Origin of the sequence: Larkinella soli (assembly GCF_003703975.1) — a bacterium.
GTDB lineage: Bacteria > Bacteroidota > Bacteroidia > Cytophagales > Spirosomataceae > Larkinella > Larkinella soli.
This window is the reverse complement of record NZ_QTJY01000005.1, coordinates 137,535-159,264: the sequence shown is the minus strand read 5'-3', so window position 1 is coordinate 159,264 and position 21,730 is coordinate 137,535. Positions and strand designations below refer to the sequence as shown.

18 protein-coding genes are annotated in these 21,730 nt (G+C 60.7%); 11 read left to right on the top strand and 7 right to left on the bottom strand.

Annotated elements, in window-relative coordinates:
• Positions 1 to 230: 230 nt before the first annotated feature.
• Entirely contained in the window at positions 231 to 2,150 is a 1,920-nt protein-coding gene (locus DX909_RS14450; protein WP_128545891.1) for a helix-turn-helix domain-containing protein, read from the bottom strand.
• Positions 2,151 to 2,297: 147 nt separating this feature from the next.
• Between DX909_RS14450 and DX909_RS14445 the strand changes: the two genes are divergently transcribed.
• The 7 genes from DX909_RS14445 to DX909_RS14415 all read left to right on the top strand — a co-directional run bounded on the left by DX909_RS14445 (position 2,298) and on the right by DX909_RS14415 (position 9,589).
• The gene (locus DX909_RS14445; protein WP_128545890.1) at positions 2,298 to 3,152 is read left to right on the top strand and encodes a pirin family protein; all 855 of its coding nucleotides are present in this window, start codon (positions 2,298 to 2,300) and stop codon (positions 3,150 to 3,152) included.
• A gap of 37 nt (positions 3,153 to 3,189) precedes the next feature.
• A complete protein-coding gene (locus DX909_RS14440; RefSeq protein ID WP_128545889.1) occupies positions 3,190 to 4,386 on the top strand; it encodes a molybdopterin molybdotransferase MoeA in 1,197 nt (398 codons plus the stop codon).
• A gap of 100 nt (positions 4,387 to 4,486) precedes the next feature.
• Entirely contained in the window at positions 4,487 to 5,569 is a 1,083-nt protein-coding gene (locus DX909_RS14435) for a DUF922 domain-containing protein (protein ID WP_128545888.1), read from the top strand.
• A gap of 65 nt (positions 5,570 to 5,634) precedes the next feature.
• Positions 5,635 to 6,651: a dipeptide epimerase gene (locus DX909_RS14430; RefSeq protein WP_128545887.1), complete on the top strand. Its 1,017-nt coding sequence runs from the start codon at positions 5,635 to 5,637 to the stop codon at positions 6,649 to 6,651.
• Between the two features lies 1 nt (position 6,652).
• A complete protein-coding gene (locus DX909_RS14425; RefSeq protein ID WP_128545886.1) occupies positions 6,653 to 7,720 on the top strand; it encodes an aminotransferase class I/II-fold pyridoxal phosphate-dependent enzyme in 1,068 nt (355 codons plus the stop codon).
• On the top strand, positions 7,701 to 8,999 hold the full coding sequence (locus DX909_RS14420; protein ID WP_128545885.1) for a serine hydrolase: 1,299 nt from the start codon (positions 7,701 to 7,703) through the stop codon (positions 8,997 to 8,999). Before DX909_RS14425 ends, DX909_RS14420 begins: the two co-directional genes overlap by 20 nt.
• 134 nt (positions 9,000 to 9,133) lie before the next feature.
• Positions 9,134 to 9,589 carry a hypothetical protein gene (locus DX909_RS14415; protein WP_128545884.1) on the top strand — a complete coding sequence of 152 codons (456 nt, stop codon included), beginning with the start codon at positions 9,134 to 9,136 and terminating at the stop codon, positions 9,587 to 9,589.
• Positions 9,590 to 9,685: 96 nt separating this feature from the next.
• Here the strand turns inward: DX909_RS14415 and DX909_RS14410 are convergent, their stop codons facing one another.
• Complete coding sequence (locus DX909_RS14410) at positions 9,686 to 11,011, bottom strand: glycosyltransferase (protein WP_128545883.1); 1,326 nt, start codon at positions 11,009 to 11,011, stop codon at positions 9,686 to 9,688.
• 144 nt (positions 11,012 to 11,155) lie between these two features.
• Positions 11,156 to 12,025 carry a c-type cytochrome gene (locus DX909_RS14405; protein WP_128545882.1) on the bottom strand — a complete coding sequence of 290 codons (870 nt, stop codon included), beginning with the start codon at positions 12,023 to 12,025 and terminating at the stop codon, positions 11,156 to 11,158.
• 130 nt (positions 12,026 to 12,155) lie between these two features.
• On the opposite strand from DX909_RS14405, the gene DX909_RS14400 reads away from it, so the two are divergent.
• Both DX909_RS14400 and DX909_RS14395 read left to right on the top strand, forming a co-directional pair.
• Positions 12,156 to 13,175: an AraC family transcriptional regulator gene (locus DX909_RS14400; RefSeq protein ID WP_128545881.1), complete on the top strand. Its 1,020-nt coding sequence runs from the start codon at positions 12,156 to 12,158 to the stop codon at positions 13,173 to 13,175.
• Positions 13,176 to 13,333: 158 nt separating this feature from the next.
• A complete protein-coding gene (locus DX909_RS14395) occupies positions 13,334 to 13,618 on the top strand; it encodes a hypothetical protein (RefSeq protein ID WP_128545880.1) in 285 nt (94 codons plus the stop codon).
• A 16-nt stretch (positions 13,619 to 13,634) separates the two neighbouring features.
• Here DX909_RS14395 and DX909_RS14390 read toward each other — a convergent pair whose 3' ends face one another.
• Positions 13,635 to 14,471, bottom strand: coding sequence for a sugar phosphate isomerase/epimerase family protein (locus tag DX909_RS14390; protein WP_128546031.1), 837 nt, complete (start codon positions 14,469 to 14,471; stop codon positions 13,635 to 13,637).
• A 45-nt stretch (positions 14,472 to 14,516) separates the two neighbouring features.
• A complete protein-coding gene (locus DX909_RS14385) occupies positions 14,517 to 14,927 on the bottom strand; it encodes a c-type cytochrome (RefSeq protein WP_128545879.1) in 411 nt (136 codons plus the stop codon).
• Positions 14,928 to 15,061: 134 nt separating this feature from the next.
• Between DX909_RS14385 and DX909_RS14380 the strand changes: the two genes are divergently transcribed.
• Positions 15,062 to 15,859: an FRG domain-containing protein gene (locus DX909_RS14380; RefSeq protein ID WP_128545878.1), complete on the top strand. Its 798-nt coding sequence runs from the start codon at positions 15,062 to 15,064 to the stop codon at positions 15,857 to 15,859.
• A 1-nt stretch (position 15,860) separates the two neighbouring features.
• Here the strand turns inward: DX909_RS14380 and DX909_RS14375 are convergent, their stop codons facing one another.
• Positions 15,861 to 17,510: a DUF8832 domain-containing protein gene (locus DX909_RS14375; RefSeq protein ID WP_128545877.1), complete on the bottom strand. Its 1,650-nt coding sequence runs from the start codon at positions 17,508 to 17,510 to the stop codon at positions 15,861 to 15,863.
• A gap of 26 nt (positions 17,511 to 17,536) precedes the next feature.
• Positions 17,537 to 18,796, bottom strand: a complete 1,260-nt coding sequence (locus DX909_RS14370; protein WP_128545876.1) for a hypothetical protein — start codon at positions 18,794 to 18,796, stop codon at positions 17,537 to 17,539.
• 155 nt (positions 18,797 to 18,951) lie between these two features.
• Here DX909_RS14370 and DX909_RS14365 point away from each other — a divergent pair, with 155 nt between their 5' ends.
• On the top strand, positions 18,952 to 21,639 hold the full coding sequence (locus tag DX909_RS14365) for a cation-translocating P-type ATPase (protein ID WP_128545875.1): 2,688 nt from the start codon (positions 18,952 to 18,954) through the stop codon (positions 21,637 to 21,639).
• The last annotated feature ends 91 nt before the right edge of the window (positions 21,640 to 21,730 follow it).

Genomic DNA, 21,730 nt, shown 5'->3' with positions numbered 1-21,730 from the left:
TTCGATTGACACCTTTAGCGATACTTCTTTATCATAGATCGGTAAGACGAACGGGACAAAAGTAGAGATCCATGCGGCTTGAGTCGCCCCACTTTGCCGGGCTCGGCTCCGCCCGGTTTTTAGGACCGGTTCTCAGGATACATTATTGGTAGTCAACAGTTTGTATAGGAAATTTGAGGTGCCACTTTTTGAAGTTGGCACCACAACCGGAAAAAAGAAGCCCGGATTTTTTACTCTTTCACGGCCTGGAAGTATTCGCTGGGGGTCTGTTGAGTCAGCTTTTTGAAGGCCCGGTTGAAGGAAGTCTTGGAGTTGAAGCCGACCTCGTAGGCCAGGCTCAGCAGCGTATAATGCCGGAACCGCGGGTCGTCCATGCACTGCTTCAGTTCCTCCACGCGGTAGTAATTGATAAAGTCGAAAAAGTTCTTGTCGAACCCGTCGTTGATCACCCGCGACAGCTGATGCGGCTGCATCTTGAGTTTGCCGGCGAGTTCGTTGATGGTCAGGCTGGGGTTGGTATAAGGCTTGTGCCGCTTCATGTAGGCTTCCACCTGCTGCATCACCGGTTCGAGGTCCTCCTCCGGTTCGGGCTGCGGAGCCGCATAGGCCGCCGGGGCGGAAACAACCGTCGGGACCGCTTCGGTATCAGGGGCGGCCGGGTCCGTTTCGGGGCCGGGTCCGGGCCGGGGCGGTTCGTCGGCCGGAAACTGCCGCACCTTGAAAATCTCCGGCTGGTGGATGGCGAAATAGCCGAGGAAATACACGATGGTCGAGAAGGCCAGCCAGATCGTGTCGACGCTGCGCCCGGCGATGGTCGCCACGTCGAACCGGAAGCCCTGACCCACGCCTAGCAGCAGGAACGTAAACAGCCACAGCACCAGACAGACCGCCTGAATGACCAGCACCGTATTGAAATAATGAACGTTCTGTTCGTAGGAAAGGCTGCTCTGGTACTGCCGTTTGTATTCTTCGATCATCCGGCGGCAGCGGAGCCAGTACAGACCGTTGAAGATCAGCCCGGCCAGACCCGTAACCAGAAACAGCGCCGTGACGTCCGCCGTCTGGTTGACGATCTTGTGCTGAAATTTCCTGCTCTCCATCAGAAAGAGCGGCATGTAGGCCAGCAGCTGAACGGCCGCCGGAATGAAGTGGTAGGGCCAGCGCGAACTCAGCCGGCTGGGCTTGAAAAGTAGCTTCTGAACGTAGATGTAGAACAGCGGGGCATAAACGAAGTACAGGAAGTCGGGCAGCAGCAGCATCTTGGTGTAAATCTGCGCCACCTCCCGAAAACTGCTCACTACCCGGATGAGCACCAGCAGCGACGAAACGCCCATCAGAATCACCAGCCAGCGGTTGGCCGCCCGGTTGTAATTCTGGATGGAGGGGATGAAAAAGAGCAGAAGAAAGCCCTGAAAAGCCGAGAAAAGCAGCAGCAGATCGTAGATCGAGAAGAAGTTGAACGTCCCCGACAGGTCTTCCCAGCTCTGAATCCGGATTTCGATGGCCTTGTTGTCGATGTCGTCGTAGCGGTTGAGAAGCCGGTTGGGCAGGGCTTTGCCGTTTTCGCTGCCCTCGACCATTTCCCAGCTTCCCCGCGTAAACTTGTATTCGAGTTGGGGCAGGTCGGTGTGCACCGTGACGCGGTAGGTGCCGTCCACCTGCTTCCGAAGCCGGTATTGTTCGTCGCCCGCATCCCATTCATTGAAGTTTCCCGAGATATAAAGCCGCGCATCTACCGGCGTATTTCCCGGCAGTTCCGTCACGACGAACTGATAACCCGGTTTTCGTTCCCAGGCCGTGATGGTGTCCCGGACCAGAGCCGGAGAGCGGGCCGTCCGGCGGTCATAAACCCGGTTGGGGCGCAGGGACCCGTCGGCCATGCCCTCGACGGCCGTCCAGCTTCCCTGCGTATACTTGTATTCGAAATGCTGGAGCGTATCGGGTAACTCGATGAAGTAGACGCCGTTATCCCGTTGGGTGAGCTGATAGGCCGGATCGCCGGGGTTCCAGTTGTTGAACTCGCCCGCAATGAAAAGGCCCGGCCCCGACTGGTTCAACGGGGGATGCCGGACCACCTCCACGACCAGTTGCGCCCGGCCGGCCGTAGCCAGCAGGAGGATTCCGGAAAGAAGAGTGAGAATGAATTTCATACGCCGTCGGCAAACGCCCTTCTTTCAAAGATAGTATTTTTATTGGTTGTGACGGTATACCCGGATATACCGCCCAAAGAAGAAAACCAGAAATTATTTCGAAATAGTTAATGTATATACATAAAATGTAATAACATCTTAATAACGATGAAAACTGAACGCACCATCCACCAGATCGTCCCGGCTCCGCTCATGAGCATGGGCGAACTCCGGGTTCGCCAACCCCTGCCTTCCGGTCGCCTGTCGTACCACGATCCCTTCGTGCTGCTGCACCACGGCCACAGCTTCCTGAAAGATCATGAACGGCCCGACCATGCCGGGGTCGGGCCGCACCCGCACCGCGGCTTTTCACCCGTGACGTTCGTTTTCAAGGGTGGGGTACGCCACCGCGACAGCCGGGGAAACGACAGAAGCGTGTCGGAGGGAGGTACGCAATGGATGAACGCCGGCATGGGCATCATCCACAGCGAACGCCCGCTGAGCGACGAGCAGGAAATCATTCAGATGTGGGTCAACACGCCGGCCGCCCATAAAATGGACCCGCCGACCTACTACCCGCTGACGAAGGAAGAAACGCCTTCCGTGACCAGTGAGGACGGCAAAGTGACGGTCAACGTCGTCACCGGCGAGCTGCTGGGTCTGAAAGGGCCCATCCCGACCTTCACGCCCATCAACTCGGCGACGCTGTATTTAAGAGCCGGCGGGAAAATTTACCTTCCGCTTCCGCCGAACCACAACGCCTTCGTCTACCTGCTCGACGGTAAACTGCGGGTCGGTGACTTCGGCGAGGTGGGACCCCGTTACCTGGTCGTTCCGGCCAACGACGGTGAAGGCCTCACACTCGAAGCGCTGGAAGACACCCGCGCCCTGCTGATGTCGGGAGAGCCCATCGGCGAGAACATTCTGGCCCAGGGTCCGTTCGTGATGAACAGCGAAATCCAGATCATGGAAGCCTACCGCGATTTCCGTATGGGCAAAATGGGTGTGCTGATCGAGGATTGATGCCCCAAAACCCCTTCTTTTGCAGAAAAAACGTCCTATGCTTTCCGTCCCCGAAGCCTTTAGCCTGATCCTGAGCCATGCGCTGACTCTACCGGAAGAAGAGATTTACATCCATCAGGCCGCCGGCCGCGTGCTGCGTGAGCCGCTGACGGCCGACCGGGACTTTCCGCCCTTCGACCGGGTCGCTATGGACGGCATTGCCGTTCAGCACCGGCAGTTCGACTCCGGCCGGCGGGTGTTTACCGTGACGGGGATGCAGCGGGCCGGGCAGCCGCAGCAGACGCTGGAGGACGAAACCGGTTGTCTGGAAGTCATGACCGGCGCCATGCTTCCGGTCGGGGCCGATACGGTGATCCGTTACGAGGACGTGAAAATAACCGAAGGGAAAGCCCAGGTGCTGATCGATGACGTGCCGCCCGGCCAGAACGTCCACCGGCAGGCCGCCGACCGCAGCCGGGGCGAAACGCTCGTCCCGGCCGGAACCCGCCTGGGGCCGGTCGAAATGGCGGTGGCCTCGTCGGTCGGCAAGGGAACGCTGCGGGTGACCGCCAGACCCCGTATTGCCCTGATTTCCACCGGTGATGAACTGGTCAGCGTGTCCGACACTCCGGAGCCGTACCAGATTCGTACCTCGAATACGCTCCTGCTGGAAGCCGTGTTGCAGGCGGCCGGTGCGCAGACGATGAAGTTTCACATGCCCGACGATGTCGACATCATGGAAAGCGCCGTATCCCGGTTCATCGGGGATTACAATGCACTGGTGCTGAGCGGGGGCGTCTCGGCCGGAAAGGCCGACTTCGTGCCTGAACTGATGCGTCGGCTGGGCATCCGGCAGATTTTCCACCAGGTGGCGCAGCGCCCCGGAAAACCGCTCTGGTTCGGAGCCTCCGCAGAAGGCAAGGTGGCCTTTGGGCTGCCCGGCAACCCCGTTTCCACCTTTCTGTGCGCCATTCGGTACCTGCTGCCCTGGCTGAAGGGGTCGCTGGGCCTGCCGCCCGACGAGACGCCGGTGGCCCGGCTTTCGCGGTCGTTTACCTTTGCGCCCCAACTGACGTATTTCGTGCCCGTCAGCCTGTCCGTCGATGCCGACGGAGTGTGGGTGGCCGAGCCGCTGCCGGGCAGCGGCTCGGCGGACTACGCCAACCTGCTGCGCTGCCACGGCTTTCTCGAACTGCCCCGGAACCGCTCCGAATTTTCGGCCGGAGAAAGTTTTCCGGTATTCACGTTCCGATAAGCCGGGCGAATTTCTACTGAAAGGGCGGGGAAACCGCTTTCCCGGTAAATCATCTACCGGGTTTTTGTGTTATCCCAAGGTGAAACTGCGGCAATTTTTAGTGCTTTTCCTCCTTCCCTGTCTGACGGCGGCCGGGCAGGGGGTGGCTGTGCTTCAACTGAAGAAAGACCCGGTCACGATTCGCTCGGCGACCTTTTCCCTGCTCAATGTGGTGGACGAGCGCCGGGTCGGCACCAGCATCGGCCTGATTCTGGCCGGCCCGAAGGAGACCATTCCGGTGCGGGCCGCCGGGAACGTAGGCCAGGCGTTCGAAGACCTGCTAAGGGCCGGCTTCCGGCCCGACTCGATGCGGGTCCCGATCATCGTCCGGATCACCGGCTTTGCCTTCAACGAGAAAAATAAGGACGACCAGCAGGCCGAGGGCCACTGCCGCCTGGAACTGGCCTTCGACGTCCTGCGCGACCAGAAACCCATCCAGCTGACCACCTACACCGCCCGCACCCATTACACCCGCTCGTTCGGGCAGACCGACCGGCTGGAGTTCGTGGCCCGGAAGGCGCTCGAAAGCGCCATGCAGTACCTGTCCGACTGGATCAGGGTCAATCGCGACAAAAGCCCGGCGCTGGTGAAAGGCATCCGGTTCGTGTTTATCGACCACAGCATCCAGAAGCCGTCGAGCGATACGGTGTTCTACAGCCCCCTGCGCCCGCTGACCTGGGCCGACTTCCAGGGCGAACCCCGGGGCGGAAGCCGGAACGCGGCCGCCATCTACCCGACGTTCTCCTACGAAGGCCGCAGCCGCTGGGTGAACGGATACCTCCAGGTCGAACTGACCTTCCGGACGTTCATGGTGAAAAGTATGTCGTGGGTGCGGCCCGGCATCCAGAACGACTATAGCCTGCGCCACGAACAGAAACACTTCGACATCGTCAAACTCATCGTCGAGCGGTTCAAGCAGCGCATCGCCACCGACGACGACATGGACATCGACGACTACAACAGCCGCATCCAGTATCTGTATCTCGACGCCTACCGCGACATGAACCGCTGGCAGGAGCAGTACGACCGCGAAACGCAGCACGGTATCGTTCAGCCGGAGCAGGAACGCTGGAACCGCAAGGTCGAGGAGGAATTGCGGAAAGCCGAGGAACTGACCGCCGTGGTGATCGGCAACCGGCAATAAAGGAGCGGGAAACCGGTGCGCAAACGGAAGTTTTTTAACTTGCCCATTCATCGACCCATGCCCTTATGCCGGTTTCGCTGCGTTTTCACCGATTCGATCTTCCGCTAAAACATACCTTCACTATTGCCCACGACTCCCGGACGGTGCAGCCGACCCTCATCGTCGAACTGAACGACGGCAGCTGGAGCGGTTTCGGGGAGGCTACCTCCAACAAATATTACGGCAACACGATCGACCGGATGGTGGCGGCCCTCGAAGGCATCCGGCCGCTGATCGAATCCGGTGCCTGGGCTTCGGCCGAAGACCTCTGGCAGCAGGCCCACCCCGCTCTGGCCGACCATCCGTTTGCCCAGTGCGCCCTCGATGAAGCCGCCCACGACCTGACGGCCAAACGGGCAGGCCTGCCCCTGTACCGCTTCTGGGGTCTCGACCCCTCGCGGAACCCGCTCACCAACTACACCATCGGTATCGATAGCGTCGAAACGATGGTTGCCAAGCTGCGCGAACTGCCCTGGCCGCTCTACAAGATCAAACTCGGCACCGCCGACGACCTGGCCATCGTGCGCGAACTCCGGCGGCATACCGATGCGGTATTCCGGGTGGACGCCAACTGCGCCTGGGATGCCGAAACGACCCTGAAAAACGCCGTGGTCCTGAAAGATCTGGGCGTGGAGTTCATCGAACAGCCCCTGAAGGCCGACGACCGGGCGGGCCAGGAGCGCGTCTACGCCGAAAGCGCGCTGCCGGTGATCGCCGACGAAAGCTGCATCGTGGAGAGCGACGTCGAGCGGTGTGCAGGGCGGTTTCACGGCATCAATATCAAGCTGACCAAATGCGGAGGACTCACCCCGGCCCGGCGCATGATCGCCCGGGCGCGTGAGCTGGGCCTGAAGGTCATGGTCGGCTGCATGAATGAAAGCAGCGTCGGCATCTCGGCCATCGCCCAGCTGCTGCCCCTGCTCGACTATGTGGACATGGACGGCACGCTGCTGATCACTCACGACCCGGCTTCGGGGGTGACCTTCGATTATGGCAAAGTGCTGTACGCCGACGAGAACGGAACGGGAGCCCGGCTGATCTGATATGAACGACTTCTATACCATCGACCATCTGCCTGGCCGGACCATCCTGCTCGACGGCCGGGAGTTTCTTTTCTTCAGCGGGACGTCTTACCTCGGCATCGCCCAGAACCCGGCTTTTCAGGCCCTGCTGGCCGAATCGCTCGGCCGCTACGGCACCATGTTCGGCTCGTCACGCAACGGCAACCTCCGGCTGGGGGTGTATGAGGAGGCCGAAGCCCGGCTGGCCGCGTTCGCCGGGGCGCCGGCGGCCCTGACGCTGTCTTCCGGCATGATGGCCGGGCAGGTGGTCGTCAACTGGCTGCGGGGGCAGGGCTACCGCTTTCTGTATGCCCCGCACACCCACCCGGCCCTCTGGCAGCAGCCGGTGGAGGCCCTGCCGACGGCGACATTCGACGAATGGGCCACCCGGCTGCCGGAACGGGTGGCCTCCGCGCATTCGGAGAAGCTGGTGATTGCCCTGAACTCGCTGGATGCGGTTCGCTCGGTCGGGTATTCCTTCGAGTGGGTCCGGGACCTGCCGGCCGATCAGGAAATTACGCTGCTGGTGGATGACTCCCACGGTCTGGGCGTTGCCGGGCCCGAGGGGAGCGGCATCGGCTCGCTGATTCCGCACCGGCCGGATGTGCGGCTCATCGTGACGGCTTCGCTGGCGAAAGCGATGGGACTGCCCGGCGGAGTGGTGTTTGCGGAGCCGTCCGTGCTGAAAGCCATCCGCGAAACGCCTTTCTTCGGAGCCTGTTCACCCATTGCCCCGGCTTATCTGGACGCCTTCGGGCGGTCCGGTGATCTGTATGCGCACGCCTTCCGGAAATTGCGGCAGACGGTCCGGCGGTTTGAGGAAATCGTCGGGAATCGTGGGCCGTTTCAGCATATTCCCGAGTATCCGGTCTTTTATACACCGCAGGATGAGTTATATTCGTTTCTGTTAACGAAACGGATTCTGATTTACTCGTTCGCCTATCCTTCACCGACCGACAAACCCAACACACGGATCGTTCTCAGTGCCCTCCACCAACCCGAAGACCTCGAAACCTTAGCCGATTGCCTCTATGAGAAGCGTTTTCTGTAAGGAAAAGATCACCATCGGGTGGCTGTGCCTCCTGGCGCTCGTCCTGGCGGCCGGCCGGGTCCGCGCGCAGCATACCGACCGGCTGCTGGAAGACCTGCTGAAAAAAAGCCCCGAGCTGTTCGGGCGGGTACTGGCCGATCCGGCGAAGTACGACGTGCAGATCCTGTATACCCAGATCAACCGTGACGACCAGAACCACCCTTCGTTCAGGACCTTCCGCTATCGGGTCGATAAAGACCGGTATTTCTACCCCGCCAGCACCGTCAAGCTGCCCGCCGTTCTGATGGCGCTCGAAAAGATCAACCGGCTGAAGAAGAAAGACGACCGGCTTCAGGCCCTGACCCGCTACTCGCCCATGCTGACCGACTCGGCCTATGCGGGCCAGACCGCCGTCCGGACCGACACCAGCGACGTCGACCGGATGCCCTCGGTGGCACAGTATGCCAAGAAAATCCTGATGGTGAGCGACAACGACGCTTTCAACCGGCTATATGAATTTATCGGGCCGTGCGAACTCAACGACGGCCTGTATGAAAAAGGCTACCGCGATCTGCGGATCGTCCACCGGCTCAGCATCCCGCTCACGGCCGAACAGAACCGGCGCACCAACCCCGTCCGGTTCGTCAACCGTCGTCCGGACGGCACGCAGGAGGTGCTGTATGAGCAACCCATGCAGATCTGTGACAGAAGTTACCGGCCGGAGCAGCCCATCCGGCGCGGAACCGGGTTCATGCGGGGCGATTCGCTGATCCGACGGCCTTTCGATTTTACGGAAAAGAATTTCCTGTCGCTGGAAGATCAGCAGGAGATGCTGCGGGCGGTACTGTTTCCGGAGGCCGTTTCCGCCCGGAAGCAGTTCGACCTTACGCCCGACGACTACGGTTTTCTGTATCAGTACCTTTCGCAGCTGCCGCGCGAATCCAGGCACCCCGGTTACGATACCTCCTATTACGACAGCTACTGCAAATTTCTGATGTTCGGGGATACGAAAAGCCGGATGCCGGCTTCAATCCGGATCTTCAACAAGGTCGGTGATGCCTACGGCTACCTGATCGACAATGCCTACATCGTCGATTTCGACCGGAACGTGGAGTTTCTGCTTTCGGCGGTGATCTACTGCAATGAGGACGGCATTTTCAACGACGACAAATACGACTACCAGACCGTCGGGTTTCCGTTTCTGGCCAATCTCGGCCGGATCATTTTCGACTATGAGGTCAAACGAAAGCGACCGGTAACGCCCGATCTGAGCCGGTTTCGCGTTCGGTACGATCCATAGCGGAGGAATGATTTACACTTTCAAACGCTATTGATAACGATTCAAACCGGCAATTTGCCGATTCATGTAAACGGTGGTTGTTTCAGGGGCGGTGCATGCGCTAAGTTTGCAGCGAACACACAAACAACACACTAATGAAAAAGGTACTTATCTTCCTCTTCGCACTCCTGACGTTCGCAGCCTGCAAAAAAGAAAACGATCCGCAGCCCGAACCGAAAGATCCTATTTCATCCGTCGCCGGCAGCTACAAAATGAGCTCATTCCATTTCGTGCAGGGCGCCGATGAACTCGAACTGCCGAAACTGCCGCTGGTGGAAGCCGGCAAAACCGTCGCTTCCGGAACCGCCGTCATCAAGAAAACCTCGACCGGTGCTACCATGGACGTGACGCTGAAACTGGACGGCGAAGGCACCATCGCCCTGATCGAAGACATGGACATCGAAGTACGCGAATCCGGTAAGGTATTCGGCCTGTATGCCGGTGGTGACCGCATCGGGGACGCCGACGGCAGCAACATCATCTTCAACATTTCCGGCACCGACCCCGACACGGGCGACAAGCTTTCGCTGGCCTTCACGGCTAAAAAATAAGTAAACAGGAATAATTGGTTAGGTTATTGGGAAATTCAGAAAACCAGATACCACACGGTATCTGGTTTCTTTTTTTGGTATGTAGTTAATTGAAAATCAGAATGTGATTTCTGCCTCCGGCTGCGGCATCCGGCGGCTTTCCACCAGTTCGGCGATGTATTGCTCACAGAGCAGGCCAGCGTTGTATTTCCGGAATTCTTCGCTCATGGCCACCATGTTTTTCCGGTATTGCTTGTCGGCCAGCACCTGCTCGACGCTCCGGCGGATCTGGGCGGCCGTCGGGCGTTCGGTGTTCAGGTTGACGCCCAGCTTGAAATAACCGACCCGGGCGGCAATCTCATTCTTCCCTTCATGAACGCCGGCCGTCACCATCGGCAGTTCGTTCAAGATGCTGAGCATCACCCCGCCGTAGCCCGCGTTGGTCACGTAGACGTCGGCATGGGGCATGATGGAATTGAAGTCGATGAAATCCTCGATGATGACGTTCGGCTCCGGAAACCGCGCCCGCAGCTCGGCCGTCTGCGAACCGCCCGTCGTCGCCACCACCAGGTATTCGGTGTTGCGGAAGGCTTCCAGCGTCGGTACCAGAATCTTGCCGGGGTCGCGCTCGACGGTGCCCTGCGTCGCCAGGATGACCTTGCAGTGCTTTTTCAGCTTTTCGATATGTCTGAACGGATGCTTTGCGCCGTTTTGATGGGGCAGCATCGGCCCCACGAACCGGATGTTCCGGCCCAGATCGCTGCGTTGGTACTCAAAGCCGGGCGTACCGCTCTGGAGATACAGGTCGGCGTCCTGCACGAGGGCGTCGAAAATGCTCACCTCGAAGGGCGGCAGGCCGAACGACTCCATGATCCGGTTGGCGTATTCCGTCGATTCCCTGAAGATGATGTTTTTGTTGACCCACCGGAGGACGGCCTGCATTACGCGGCCCGGAAAATGACGGGAGGGCGTCAGGCCGAGGCCGGTCGGGGCGAGGTCGCAGGAGGTCTGCATCAGCGGCATGACGCCGATCACGACGCTCAGCACCCCATACCGTTTGCGGGCGATGGGCGAAGCCCCGAAGGCGCAGTCGCTGACGAGTATATCGAACGGAAAATCTTCCCGGATTTCGTCCAGATCCGCTACAAATTCCGGCACCCGGGCCAGAAAGGCGTGTTTGATGTCGAATTTCAGTTTCGCCAGTTTGCCCTTGTGTTTGCTGCGTTCGGGCAGGAGCTTCTCCAGGTTCTTCTGGTTCAGTTCCACGGCTTTCAGGAACGGGTAGTGCCGGATACCCAGGCGGTTCAGGCCGTCGGCAAAGCCGGCCCCGGCATACCAGCGGACGTCGTGTCCGAGGCTTTTAAGATGAACGGCCAGGGCCGTCAGCGGGTTGAAATGCCCTTCGAAGGGCATACAGGCAAAGAGGAATTTCTGCTTTTTCATCGTATTTGTCGTGTGGTACTTTTCGGTTGGTCATCAACGGTGCAAAACTATAGACTGCCGCTGACCCGGGAGGTAGTAAAACATGACAACCGACGACCGCTTGCTCAAGATTTTGCCGTGCCCGGGGCCTCCGGATCAGGCCCTTCAGACCGATTTCAGATAAAGGTGCAGCGCCCTCAGTTCGGTATCGGTCATTTCCTTCGTCATGGCCCAGGGCATACCGGGGGCCAGTTTGCGGCCGTCGGGCCGGATACCGGTGCGCAGGGTGCGGATAAACTGCTGCTCGGTCCAGCGGCCCGCCCGGCCGGTCGAGGTGATGTCGGGCGGAGTCGGCTTGCCGTCTTTGGCCGGCCCGACACCTTTCAGGTCGGGTTGATGACAGCCGCTACAGACCATCGCGACGTACTGGCCGTACTGAACCGTCACCGCCGGTTTTAGGTTCCGGTTCAGGGGCAGGTGATGATCCACCAGTTCGGCCGGAAACAGCGGCACTTTGTCGAGGTCGGTCATGATCCGGCCAATCGGTCCCAGGCGGCTTTCGGGCAGTTCCCGGTCGACGGCCGGCACCTGCGCGCAGTAGGCGATGATGGCTTTCAGATCGGCTTCGCTGAGCCGGCTGAAGTTCTGGGCGGGCATGTAAAGCAGGGACTTGCGGTCTTTTCCCAGGCCGTGCCGCAGGGCCATCACCCAGTCTTCCGTGTCGAAATCGGCCGGGAGGCCGCCTTTGCCCTTCGTCAGGTTGCGGGCCACGAGCCGCCCCATGAGGGGGTCGTCCAGCAGCACTTTGCCGCTGAGGTCCCTGCCGTGGCAATCGGCGCAGGCTTTCACGGTCACGAGCCGTTTTCCGGTCGCCAGCAGGGCGGAGTCGGCTTCGATCCGGAGCGGTTCGGCGGTGACCGCATACACTTTCTGGCGCCGGGCTTCGGTGCTGAGGTAGGCTTTTGCGTAGTAGGCGAGCGCCAGAAGCAGGACCGCCCCCACCAGGACGCCTGCCGTTTTCAGTCGTTTTTTCATCTTGCATTTGTTGTTTACGGTAAGACCCCCTTACCGGTTAATAATCAGCACAAAGAAAGCCCTTCCATTCGGCCGCGGATGTCGTAATTTGCGCCAAAGAGGGGGTAATTCATGCCATTTTAGCCAGCGGATGTACACCACGGTTTACATTATACGCAACATCATCTACAACGCTGCGGCCCGGGGCGCCGACCTCCAGCGGCTCTGTGACGGCGTGGGCCTGCGGCCCGAAGACCTGTCGGACACCGAGCGCCGGATTCCGGGCGTCGAGCCGATTACCCGGTTGTGGGAGGAAATCCTGCGGACCACCGGCGACGAGGTGGCCGGCCTGCATCTGGGCGAGCAGAACACGCCCGGCGTGCTGGGCATGGTCGGTCACCTGATCCAGAGCTGCCCGACCATGAAGGAAGCGGTTCTGGCGATGCGTGAACACCAGCGGATGCTGTCGGGATGGGTTTCCTACGACCTGGAGCGGGTGGGGGATGGGTATGCCTACAGTTACGGCGTCGATCCGTTGTGGCAAAACGTCTCGCCGGTGACGGCCCGGCACGCCGTCGAAATGGCCATGTCCAGTTCCGTCAGCATCGCCCGGCTGCTGACCGGCCGGAAGCTCGTACCCCTGCGGGCCGAGTTCAGCTACCCCGAAAACGGCTCCCCCGACGAATACCGACGCATTTTTAAGTGCCCGCTCCACTTCAATTGCCCGACCGACCGGCTTCTGTTCCGGCGGGAAGACTTTGAAGCGCCCCTGCTCAACTACGACCGTTCGGTTTATGCGCTGCTGAACCACCTGCTGGCCGAGAAGAAAAAGGAGGTGCTGCGTTCGATGCGGTTCTCCGACCAGGTGCAGTCCGTGCTGATGCAGGACTTTAAAGGGCAGGTGCCGCCCGTGGAGGTGATCGCCCTGCACATGAACCTGAGCCTGCGGTCGTTCCAGCGCCGGCTGGCCGGAGAAGGCAGTAGCTACCGGGCGGTGTGCAGCCAACTGAAAAAGGAACTGGCCGTCCGGATGATCCGGAACACCGACGCCAAGGTGCAGGCCATCGCCGACGTGCTGGGCTATACTGAGTCCAGCTCGTTCCGCAAAGCCCTGAAAACCTGGACCAATGCCACCCCGACTCAGATCAAAAAGGAAATGAGCCGTTTCTGAACCGCCGGGCGTCGTTCGCCGTTCGACGGCCGCCGTCGAACGGCCGCCATTTCCGACCTGTTGTCAAGCCATCCGAACCCGGTATTGATTCCGGCTGGCTTGCGGCCCCAGCCCGGTTTAGTTTTGTACCGTTCCGGTAAACACAACTACGAAGGGAGATGAACTGGTTTTTTCTGACAGGGGCGGCCATCAACGGAGCAGCCATTCTATATGCAGTCTACGAGATGCTGTCCGACCGGAGGTTCCGGCGGAAGACGGATTCCATCGGCAGCCTGCTGTCGGCCACGCTGCTCAGCACCGGCGACGTCGGGCTGGCAATGTTTCTGAAAAACAACGGGCAGCCCGAACTGGGCGTCATGGTGCTCTGGATGCTGGCCCTGCCGCTGCTGACCTACGGTCTGTTCGTGGGGATGCTGCTCCTGGTCCGGCCCGACTGGAAATAGCGAACCCGGCCAACCGCTACAGGGCGGTCCGGAGAAAGGCGACGCTCTCCGGCACCTGCTGCATCGCCCGCGAGGATTCGTCTTCGATGAAATAGTGCTTCACCCCCGATTTTCGGGCCTGTTTCATGATTTCGGCAATGCCGAGATCACCCTGGCCCAGCGTCACGTTCGACTCCACGTCCACATGGCCGGTATCGTTGCCCGGGGTGCCGGGCCTGCGGTCTTTCAGGTGCATCAGCGGAAACCGGTTCGGATATTTCTTCAGCAGGGCGACCGGGTCCTGGCCGGGGTGTCTGACCCAGAACACGTCCATCTCGAAGTTGACATATTTCGGGTCGAGGTTCTCGATCATGTAGTCGAAGAAAGTCCCGTTCCGGTACGGTTGGAATTCATAGCCGTGGATGTGGTAACAGAACGAAAAGCCGTTGTCTCTCAGTAATTTGCCGGCGGTATTGAAAGCGTCGACGGCCCGCTGGGCGTCGTTGATGGTAAACCGGTCCCCCTGGTGCGGTATCCAGGCGCACATGACGTATTTCACGCCGAAGGCCCGGGCTTCCTCCAGAATTTTCGGTACGTTTTTTTCCAGGTCCTCGAAGGAAGCCCCGGTGCTGACGGCTTTCAGGCCGTTTTTATCCAGCAGTTTGCGGAAGTCGGTCAGGGACAGGCCGTAGGTTCCGGCCAGTTCCACTTCCCGGAAGCCCATCTCCTTCACCCGGGCCATCGTTCCGGCCACGTCCTTCGGGAATTCCTGACGGAAACTGTACAACTGAAGGCCGACCGGCGACGTCTTCTGGGCCGTTGCGGCAGCGACCGGCCCGAGGGCCAGCAGGGCAGAGAGAATTACCTTCTTCATCATCAGCAAGGGTTTGGTTGCCGGCCCGCCACGGCGATCCCGGTATTATTTGGCCGCCCGTACCTTCTTCACCTCGTCGGCCGTTACGGCCTCGGCCTTGTTGCCGAAATTACTGCGCACATAGGTCAGCACGTCGGCGATCTCCTTGTCGGACAGGAAGTCGTGGGCGGGCATGACGTTGTCATACGTTTCTCCGTTGATCTCGATCGGTTCCTGCAGCCCCTTCAGCACCACGTTGATCAGCCGGGCTTTCTCGCCCTGCACCCAGTCGGTCTGGCGCAGGGGCGGGTTCAGGTTCGGTACGCCCGAACCGTCGGCCTGGTGGCACGTCAGGCAGTATTGTTCATACACCTTCTGGCCCGCGCCGGCGGCGGCCGGTTTGGGTACGGGCTTACGGGATTGGGCAAAAACGGCTGTGGACAGGAAGCAGAAACCGAGTATGAACGCTAATCTCATAAATACAGTCAACATTCCGTAAAGTTAATCGGATTGCCGATAGGTTCGACCGTTCCTTCAATTTTAGCCCGGCCCTCCTAACAAACGGTCCCGAAGGCGGGTTTGTGTCAACAACGGTAAAGTGGCGCATGGGAATGGAAACGCGAATCAGTAGCTGGAATGAATTGCAGGATAGTCTGTACGAGAACGCCTGGATCGACGAGATTCAGCGGTTTCGACCGCCCTTTGCGTTCCGGGGGCTTTCCTGCGCCGACTTTACCCTCGCCACTTCGCTCATGCGGCTGACCGACAACCATGCCCAGCTGGAGGGGCACCTGGTTCGGAACTTCAAGAAGTACGCCCACCGCGACGTGGTCGACCAGGGCTCGTTCTGGTACTGGCTCTCCGTGGCCCAGCACCATGGCCTGCCGACCCGCCTGCTCGACTGGACCTTCTCGCCCTACGTCGCCCTGCATTTCGTTACCGACAATCCTCTGCTATACGACTGCGACGGGGCGGTTTGGTGCGTCGACTATAAAAAAGTCCACGAGCAGGTTCCCGAAGCGCTCCGGTCGCTGCTGGCAAAAGAAGGAGCCGACGTCTTTACGGTCGAAATGCTGAAGGATATTCCCTCGCTGTCGGAGTTCGACGGGCTGGCCGGGGCGGAGGACTTCGCCCTGTTTTTCGAGCCGCCCTCCATCGACGACCGGATCGTGAACCAGTTCGCTCTGTTTTCGGTCATCTCCAACCCGCTCACCGGCATGGACGGATGGCTGCGCAACCATCCCGACGTCTACCGAAAAATCATCATTCCCTACGAACTGAAGTGGGAAATTCGCGACAAGCTCGATCAGGCCAACGTCAACGAGCGCGTGCTCTTCCCCGGCCTCGACGGCCTCAGCCGCTGGCTGAAACGGCAGTACCTTCCCATCCGGGAGAAAATGAAGTCGTAGCTCACAGGATGCTTTCCTTCACCTGCGTATCGAACACCCCGGTCAGCACCCGGCCGTTGCGTTTGACCTGCACCCAGATCCGGTAATGGCCGGAGCGCGGAAAGGCATAGGGGAACTCCACCATGTTGTTCACCTTCATATCGTGCGACATGCCCGGCATTGAAGCCGCCAGCAGTCGGTTTTTCTCCGCTTCCGGTGCCTGTTTCAGCCGGGCCACGAAGCGGTCGACGCTGTCGCGGAAGGCCGCCGGGTTCGGAAACGTAAAGCGCCGGGTGGTGTCGGCGATCCGGTCGACCATGAACGACTCGGCCGCCATCGAATACGTCCCGACGGGGTGCAGGTGGATATACACCGACCCGTCCGACCGGACGATGGCCGCGTGGCCGCTCATGCCCAGATACGGCTCGATCGGGGCCGGTTTGCCCCCGGCGTCGGCCAGCGCAAATTTGAGGGTATACGGTTTTCCGGCTTCCAGCACCTGCCCCGGTTTATCCATCCAGAGCATACTGGAACCGTCGGCCAGCTTCGAGGAAGCGCCCGGAATACCGCACAGCACCATGTCGTCATCGAGGTGCGGCACGCCCACGGCGTTGGCTTTGACGCCCATCGGCTCGGCCACCATCCAGCTGTCGTCGGGGTCGGTCGGGGGGGCGGAGGCCGCCGGGCGAGCGGGCAGGGCGATGGTGTCCGTCAGGGTTTCGGCAAAACCGCTGCGGTAAACGATGTCGGCATACAGCAGGTATTTTCCGGCGGGCAGAGGGGGTAATTGGGCCTGATACGTGGTCGTATCGCGCCGGTCGGGGTGCAGGTGGGCGAAGGCGTCGAGGCCCGGCGCCCGCACCAGAAAGACGTGCATCAGCTTGCCGTGGTCGGGCACGACGAAACTCAGCATCCGGCGTTTCTGCCGGTTTTCATGAAACCCGGTCGTATCGAAGTGAATGCTCAGCAGCGACTGCGCCCCCTCGGTTTTTACCTCCGTCCGGATCGGCAGCGGGGTATAGAGCTGATGGGTGCGGTAATCGTCGGCCCAGCTGTTCCACCAGGTGCGACCGCCGGCCAGCAGCAGCACCAGCAGGACGGCCCCGATGCCCATGCCGACCAGCCGCTTGCGCCGAAACCGGGGCGGCACGGCCTCGCCCGGTTTGAGGGTACTGTCGGCCAGACTGGACCCGATGATGGTCACCATCAGGATGACCAGCAGCAGCCCGACGATGGAAAGCACCACGCCGGTTTCGGCGGGCATGGTTCGCTGGGCCGTCGCCACGGACACCACCGGCACCACGACAGGCGTTCTTCCGTCAGGGCCGTTCAGTTCGAGTTCGATGCTCGACGAACCGGTATCCATCAGCCAGACGATGCCCTCGAAGCGATGGTCGGCCACGGCTTTCAGTTCGTCGTGGGTGGGCGCCCCTTCGTCGCCGGAGCCGAAAAAGACCGGCCGGGCCAGAATGGAAGTCGGGTTGCCCTGCTCGACGAACACCGTCACTTTGGCGGTGCCCGGTACGACGTCGGGCGGTATTACATTAACCAGCACCCGGTATTTGCCGGACTGCTTCTGCACCAGCACACCGGGGCTGCCGACGTGGGCGAAAGAGAATGTGCCGCCGGTGAGCAGCAGCGCCCACAGCAGAAATCGGAAGAATCGTTTCATGTTTTTAAATAATCAGGCTCGGTGGGTTACCGTTGTACGCGTTTCATCCAGTTGCCCCAGAGCAGGCCGATGCGGGCCGAAACGAAGGCACACGCCAGCGCGATGCCGATGCCTTTGACGAAGCCGGCCGGAGCCTCCAGCAGCGACGGGTGGAAATCATACCGGTAGGCCCAGTTCGGATCGTCGCTGTACGACCACGAATTGGCCAGAAAAAACCAGTTTCGGGCCAGGGGCGACTGAAGCGTAAACGCCCCGAAATACCATTGGACCGCCAGCAGGGCGCCTACGAAAAGCACTGCGGCTACGCCGGCCAGTGCCCAGTCGTTCATCCGGCGGGTTCCGTCCGGCGGGTTGACGCGCTCCAGCAACCGGTCGAGCAGAAAACCGGGCACGAACAGCAGCAGCGGAAACACGAATGCCTGGTAGTGGGTGATCGGGTTCAGGACCGGCCCCAGCCGGGGCGTTGCGGGAAAGAGTGGTAATATCCAGCTGGGAATCAGCATGGTGAACAGGTAAATGAAGCAGATGATGGTGATGGGATACCGCAGCATCGACGCCCGTCCGACGGCGAGCAGATACACCGGAAAGGCGATGGCCGCCGTGATGTAATACGACGAATGGTGCGACCGCCAGTTACCCAGCTTCTCGGCCAGCAGGGTGAAGAGAACCGCCAGCAGCAGCCCCGCCGAGATGCCGAACAGAACGCGCAGCCGGAGCGCCTGACGATCGAAGAAAAGCCGGTTTTCGCCGGTGGCCTTCACCGAGGCATCGGCATTCCGGTTCTGGAGGGCCAGTACCCCGATCATGGCCCCGAACTGGACGGTCATCATCCCGAGCAGCAGAACCGTGTGCGGAGGGGTCAGAATCTGGACGTCCAGACCGTAGGTATTGTGCCACCAGTCGTCGAACGGAGCGGAGGTCAGCATTGCCAATGCGCCCCAAACGCAGTACATTGCACCCAGTGAGCTGTAAAAAACGCCCCAGAACCGTACGGACTCCCGGCGGCCGGGGTCGTTTTTCCGGAAGGTGAGCTGCAGAATCTTGAAGCCGGAGAACAGCCCTGCCACCACGGCCCCCACGTACATCAGCAGGTGGGGTGGAGCAAACAGGCCGTCGCGGCCGATGCTCATGTGCCACATAATGTCCCAGAGCAGTCCCCAGACGATGCAGAGCGACGAAAACACGACCGCGTAGATATAAGTGGGGATTCCCAGCCGCCAGTCGGTGGCCCGGTCGGCGGGGCGGGTCAGGTCGGAGGAGTAGGACGAGGGGATTGCGGGTTGCATACGGGAAAATGAAATGTAATCCGGTAAATATAGAAAAAGTCGCCTTTCGTTTCGACAACGTACAGAGAATGACTTTTTTAACGGAAAGACACGCTTTGCTTTCTCTACCCCTATAAACGTTTTGTTAATTTTTCTCAACCGTCAACCGGCCTGCCATGCCGCATCCAACCATCCTCAACACGCCCGACACCCCGCACCGCCTTTCCATTGAACAACTGGTGCAGGACCTGCAAACCGACCCCCGCAGCGGCCTTTCCGCCGACGAAGCCCGGCGCCGGTATGAGCAGCTCGGCCCCAACGCTCTCCAGGAAACCAGACGGGAAGGCTGGCCGACCATCCTGCTGCGGCAGTTTACGGGGATCATCGTGTACATTCTGGCGGCCGCGGCCGTCCTTTCCTTCTTTCTGGGCGACACCGTCGAGGGCTTTGCCATCATCGCCGTGCTGCTCATCAACGCCATCACCGGTTTCATTCTCGAATGGAACGCCAGTCAGTCGATGGATGCCCTGCGGAAGCTCGACACCACGCCCGCCCGCGTCCTGCGCGACGGCCGGGTTCGGGAGGTTTCGTCGGAGGACATCACCCTCGGCGACGTGCTGGTGGTCGAAGCCGGCGACGTCGTGGCGGCCGATGCCAGCCTGTTCGACGTCAACCAGCTGGAGGTCGACGAGTCGGCGCTGACGGGCGAATCCCTGCCGGTTGCCAAAGACACGCAGATACCCCCGCCCGACGCCCCGCTGGGCGACCAGCTCAACCGGCTGTTCAAAGGCACCGCCGTGACGGCCGGCAACGGCCGGGCCCTGGTGACGGGCATCGGTCAGAAAACCGAACTGGGCAAAATTGCGACGATGGTCGAGGAGGCCGAACGCTCGGCCACTCCGCTGGAAGCCAAACTGGACGCCCTGGCGAAGGTGCTGATCTGGGTGACGGTCGGGCTGGCCGCGCTCTTTCTGGTGGTCGGGCTGATCCGGAAGGAGGAGCCGGTGCAGCTGATCGAAACCGCCCTGGCCCTGTCCATTGCCGCCATTCCGGAAGGGATGTCGGTGGTGGCGACGATCGCGCTGGCTTACGGAATGCTGCGGCTGGCCGAAAACAAGGTGATCGTCAAACGCCTGTCGGCCGTCGAGACGCTCGGCGGCACCAACGTCATCTTTACCGACAAAACCGGCACGCTGACCCAGAACCGCATCGAGGTCGATACGCTCCAACTGCCCGGCGGGAAAGTCGGGATCACGGTGGATGCCCCGGCCGGGAAGCTCACGCTGGTCGACGGGGAAGCCGGTCTGCTGGAATCCGAAACCTTTGACAAACTGGTGCAGGTCGGGATTCTCTGCAACAATGCCGACTACGATCTGGCGGACGGCGAAGCCAGAGAGGTAGGTGACCCGGTGGAGGTGTCGCTGCTGAAATTTGCCCTCGGCGCGGGCCGTAACCCGGAGGAGATCATCCGGCAGTTTCCTCGTCGGGCCGAGAAGGCGTTCAGCTCCGACACGCGCATCATGGCGACGCTCCACGAACGCGACGGCCGGTATCTGGTGGCCGTCAAAGGGGCCGCCGAGGAGGTGCTGGACCGCTGTACGTCGGTGGACGAAGCCGAACGGAAAACCTATTCCGATATTTCCGAAAAAATGGCGACGGACGGGCTGCGGACGCTGGCCTTTGCCTACCGCGAAGCCGATACCCGGCCGGGCGATAACTTCGCCGACGGCGACCTGACCTACCTCGGCCTCATCGGCTTCCTGGACCCGCCCCGCACCGAGGTGACCCCGGCGCTGCAATCCTGCCGCGAAGCCGGCATCAAGGTCATTATGGTGACCGGCGACCACCCCGCCACCGCCCTGACCATTGCCTCCAAGGTGAAGCTCATCGAGCCCGGCGAGGAGATCGTCCTGACCGGCAAAGACCTGAAACCCATCGACCAGCTATCGGAAGCTGAACGGGAGCGGCTGCGGGCCTGCCGGGTGTTCGCCCGGGTCAGCCCGGCCCAGAAGCTCGACATGATCGACCTCTACCAGCAGAACGGCGACATCGTCGGCATGACCGGCGACGGCGTCAACGATGCGCCCGCGCTCAAGAAGTCGGACATCGGCATTGCAATGGGGCTGCGCGGGACGCAGGTGGCCGCCGAAACCGCCGACATGGTCCTGAAAGACGATTCGTTTGCGTCCATCGTGGTGGCCATCGCCCAGGGGCGGGTCATTTTCGAGAACATCCGCAAATTCGTGCTGTTCCTGCTGTCCTGTAACCTCAGCGAAATTTTTGTGGTGACGTTTGCCGGCTTTCTGAATGTGGGCAACCCGCTGCTGCCCCTGCAGATTCTGTTCATCAACATCGTCACGGACGTCTTTCCGGCCCTGGCGCTCGGCGTCGGGCGCGAAAACCGGGGGCTAATGAAGGACCCGCCCCGCGACCCCAAAACGCCCCTGCTCGACACCCGCGACTGGCGGAGGGTGGTATTCTACGCCCTGGTTATCACGGCCGCGGTGCTGGGCGTCTACTTCATCGGGACCCGGCGGCTGGGCCTGACGCAGGACGAGGGCAACAACCTGACGTTTTATGCGCTTTCCTTTGCGCAGTTGCTGCACGTGTTCAACCTGTATTCGACCCAGGGGCGGCCGTCGGTCCGGCGGTTTTTTGCCAATGAGATCACCCGCAACCGGTTCATCTGGTACGCCCTGCTGGTGTGCGTGGTCATTCTGGTGCTGACCTATTACGTGCCGTTCCTGCGCGACGTGCTGGCGATCCGGCCCATGACGACCGTCGAGCTGGAACTGATTGCCCTGGCGGGGCTGCTGCCGGTCGTGGTGGTGCAGATCGTGAAGCGGCTGGCCCCCGGATTGTAAGCCCGAAAGCCGCCCTGCGGTTTTTGACCGAATTATCGTAAACTTGTGCCGAATACCGTTTTCCGGCACTTTCTTTACCCTGTTACCTGTG

Coding starts and splice junctions, on each gene's coding strand:
- DX909_RS14420 (WP_128545885.1), top strand. CDS start 7,701: ATGAGAAGCGTTTTCTGTAAGGAAAAGATCACCATCGGGTGGCTGTGC.
- DX909_RS14410 (WP_128545883.1), bottom strand. CDS start 11,011: ATGAAAAAGCAGAAATTCCTCTTTGCCTGTATGCCCTTCGAAGGGCAT.
- DX909_RS14400 (WP_128545881.1), top strand. CDS start 12,156: ATGTACACCACGGTTTACATTATACGCAACATCATCTACAACGCTGCG.
- DX909_RS14445 (WP_128545890.1), top strand. CDS start 2,298: ATGAAAACTGAACGCACCATCCACCAGATCGTCCCGGCTCCGCTCATG.
- DX909_RS14390 (WP_128546031.1), bottom strand. CDS start 14,471: ATGAAGAAGGTAATTCTCTCTGCCCTGCTGGCCCTCGGGCCGGTCGCT.
- DX909_RS14440 (WP_128545889.1), top strand. CDS start 3,190: ATGCTTTCCGTCCCCGAAGCCTTTAGCCTGATCCTGAGCCATGCGCTG.
- DX909_RS14365 (WP_128545875.1), top strand. CDS start 18,952: ATGCCGCATCCAACCATCCTCAACACGCCCGACACCCCGCACCGCCTT.
- DX909_RS14375 (WP_128545877.1), bottom strand. CDS start 17,510: ATGAAACGATTCTTCCGATTTCTGCTGTGGGCGCTGCTGCTCACCGGC.
- DX909_RS14385 (WP_128545879.1), bottom strand. CDS start 14,927: ATGAGATTAGCGTTCATACTCGGTTTCTGCTTCCTGTCCACAGCCGTT.
- DX909_RS14430 (WP_128545887.1), top strand. CDS start 5,635: ATGCCGGTTTCGCTGCGTTTTCACCGATTCGATCTTCCGCTAAAACAT.
- DX909_RS14405 (WP_128545882.1), bottom strand. CDS start 12,025: ATGAAAAAACGACTGAAAACGGCAGGCGTCCTGGTGGGGGCGGTCCTG.
- DX909_RS14450 (WP_128545891.1), bottom strand. CDS start 2,150: ATGAAATTCATTCTCACTCTTCTTTCCGGAATCCTCCTGCTGGCTACG.
- DX909_RS14380 (WP_128545878.1), top strand. CDS start 15,062: ATGGAAACGCGAATCAGTAGCTGGAATGAATTGCAGGATAGTCTGTAC.
- DX909_RS14370 (WP_128545876.1), bottom strand. CDS start 18,796: ATGCAACCCGCAATCCCCTCGTCCTACTCCTCCGACCTGACCCGCCCC.
- DX909_RS14395 (WP_128545880.1), top strand. CDS start 13,334: ATGAACTGGTTTTTTCTGACAGGGGCGGCCATCAACGGAGCAGCCATT.
- DX909_RS14415 (WP_128545884.1), top strand. CDS start 9,134: ATGAAAAAGGTACTTATCTTCCTCTTCGCACTCCTGACGTTCGCAGCC.
- DX909_RS14425 (WP_128545886.1), top strand. CDS start 6,653: ATGAACGACTTCTATACCATCGACCATCTGCCTGGCCGGACCATCCTG.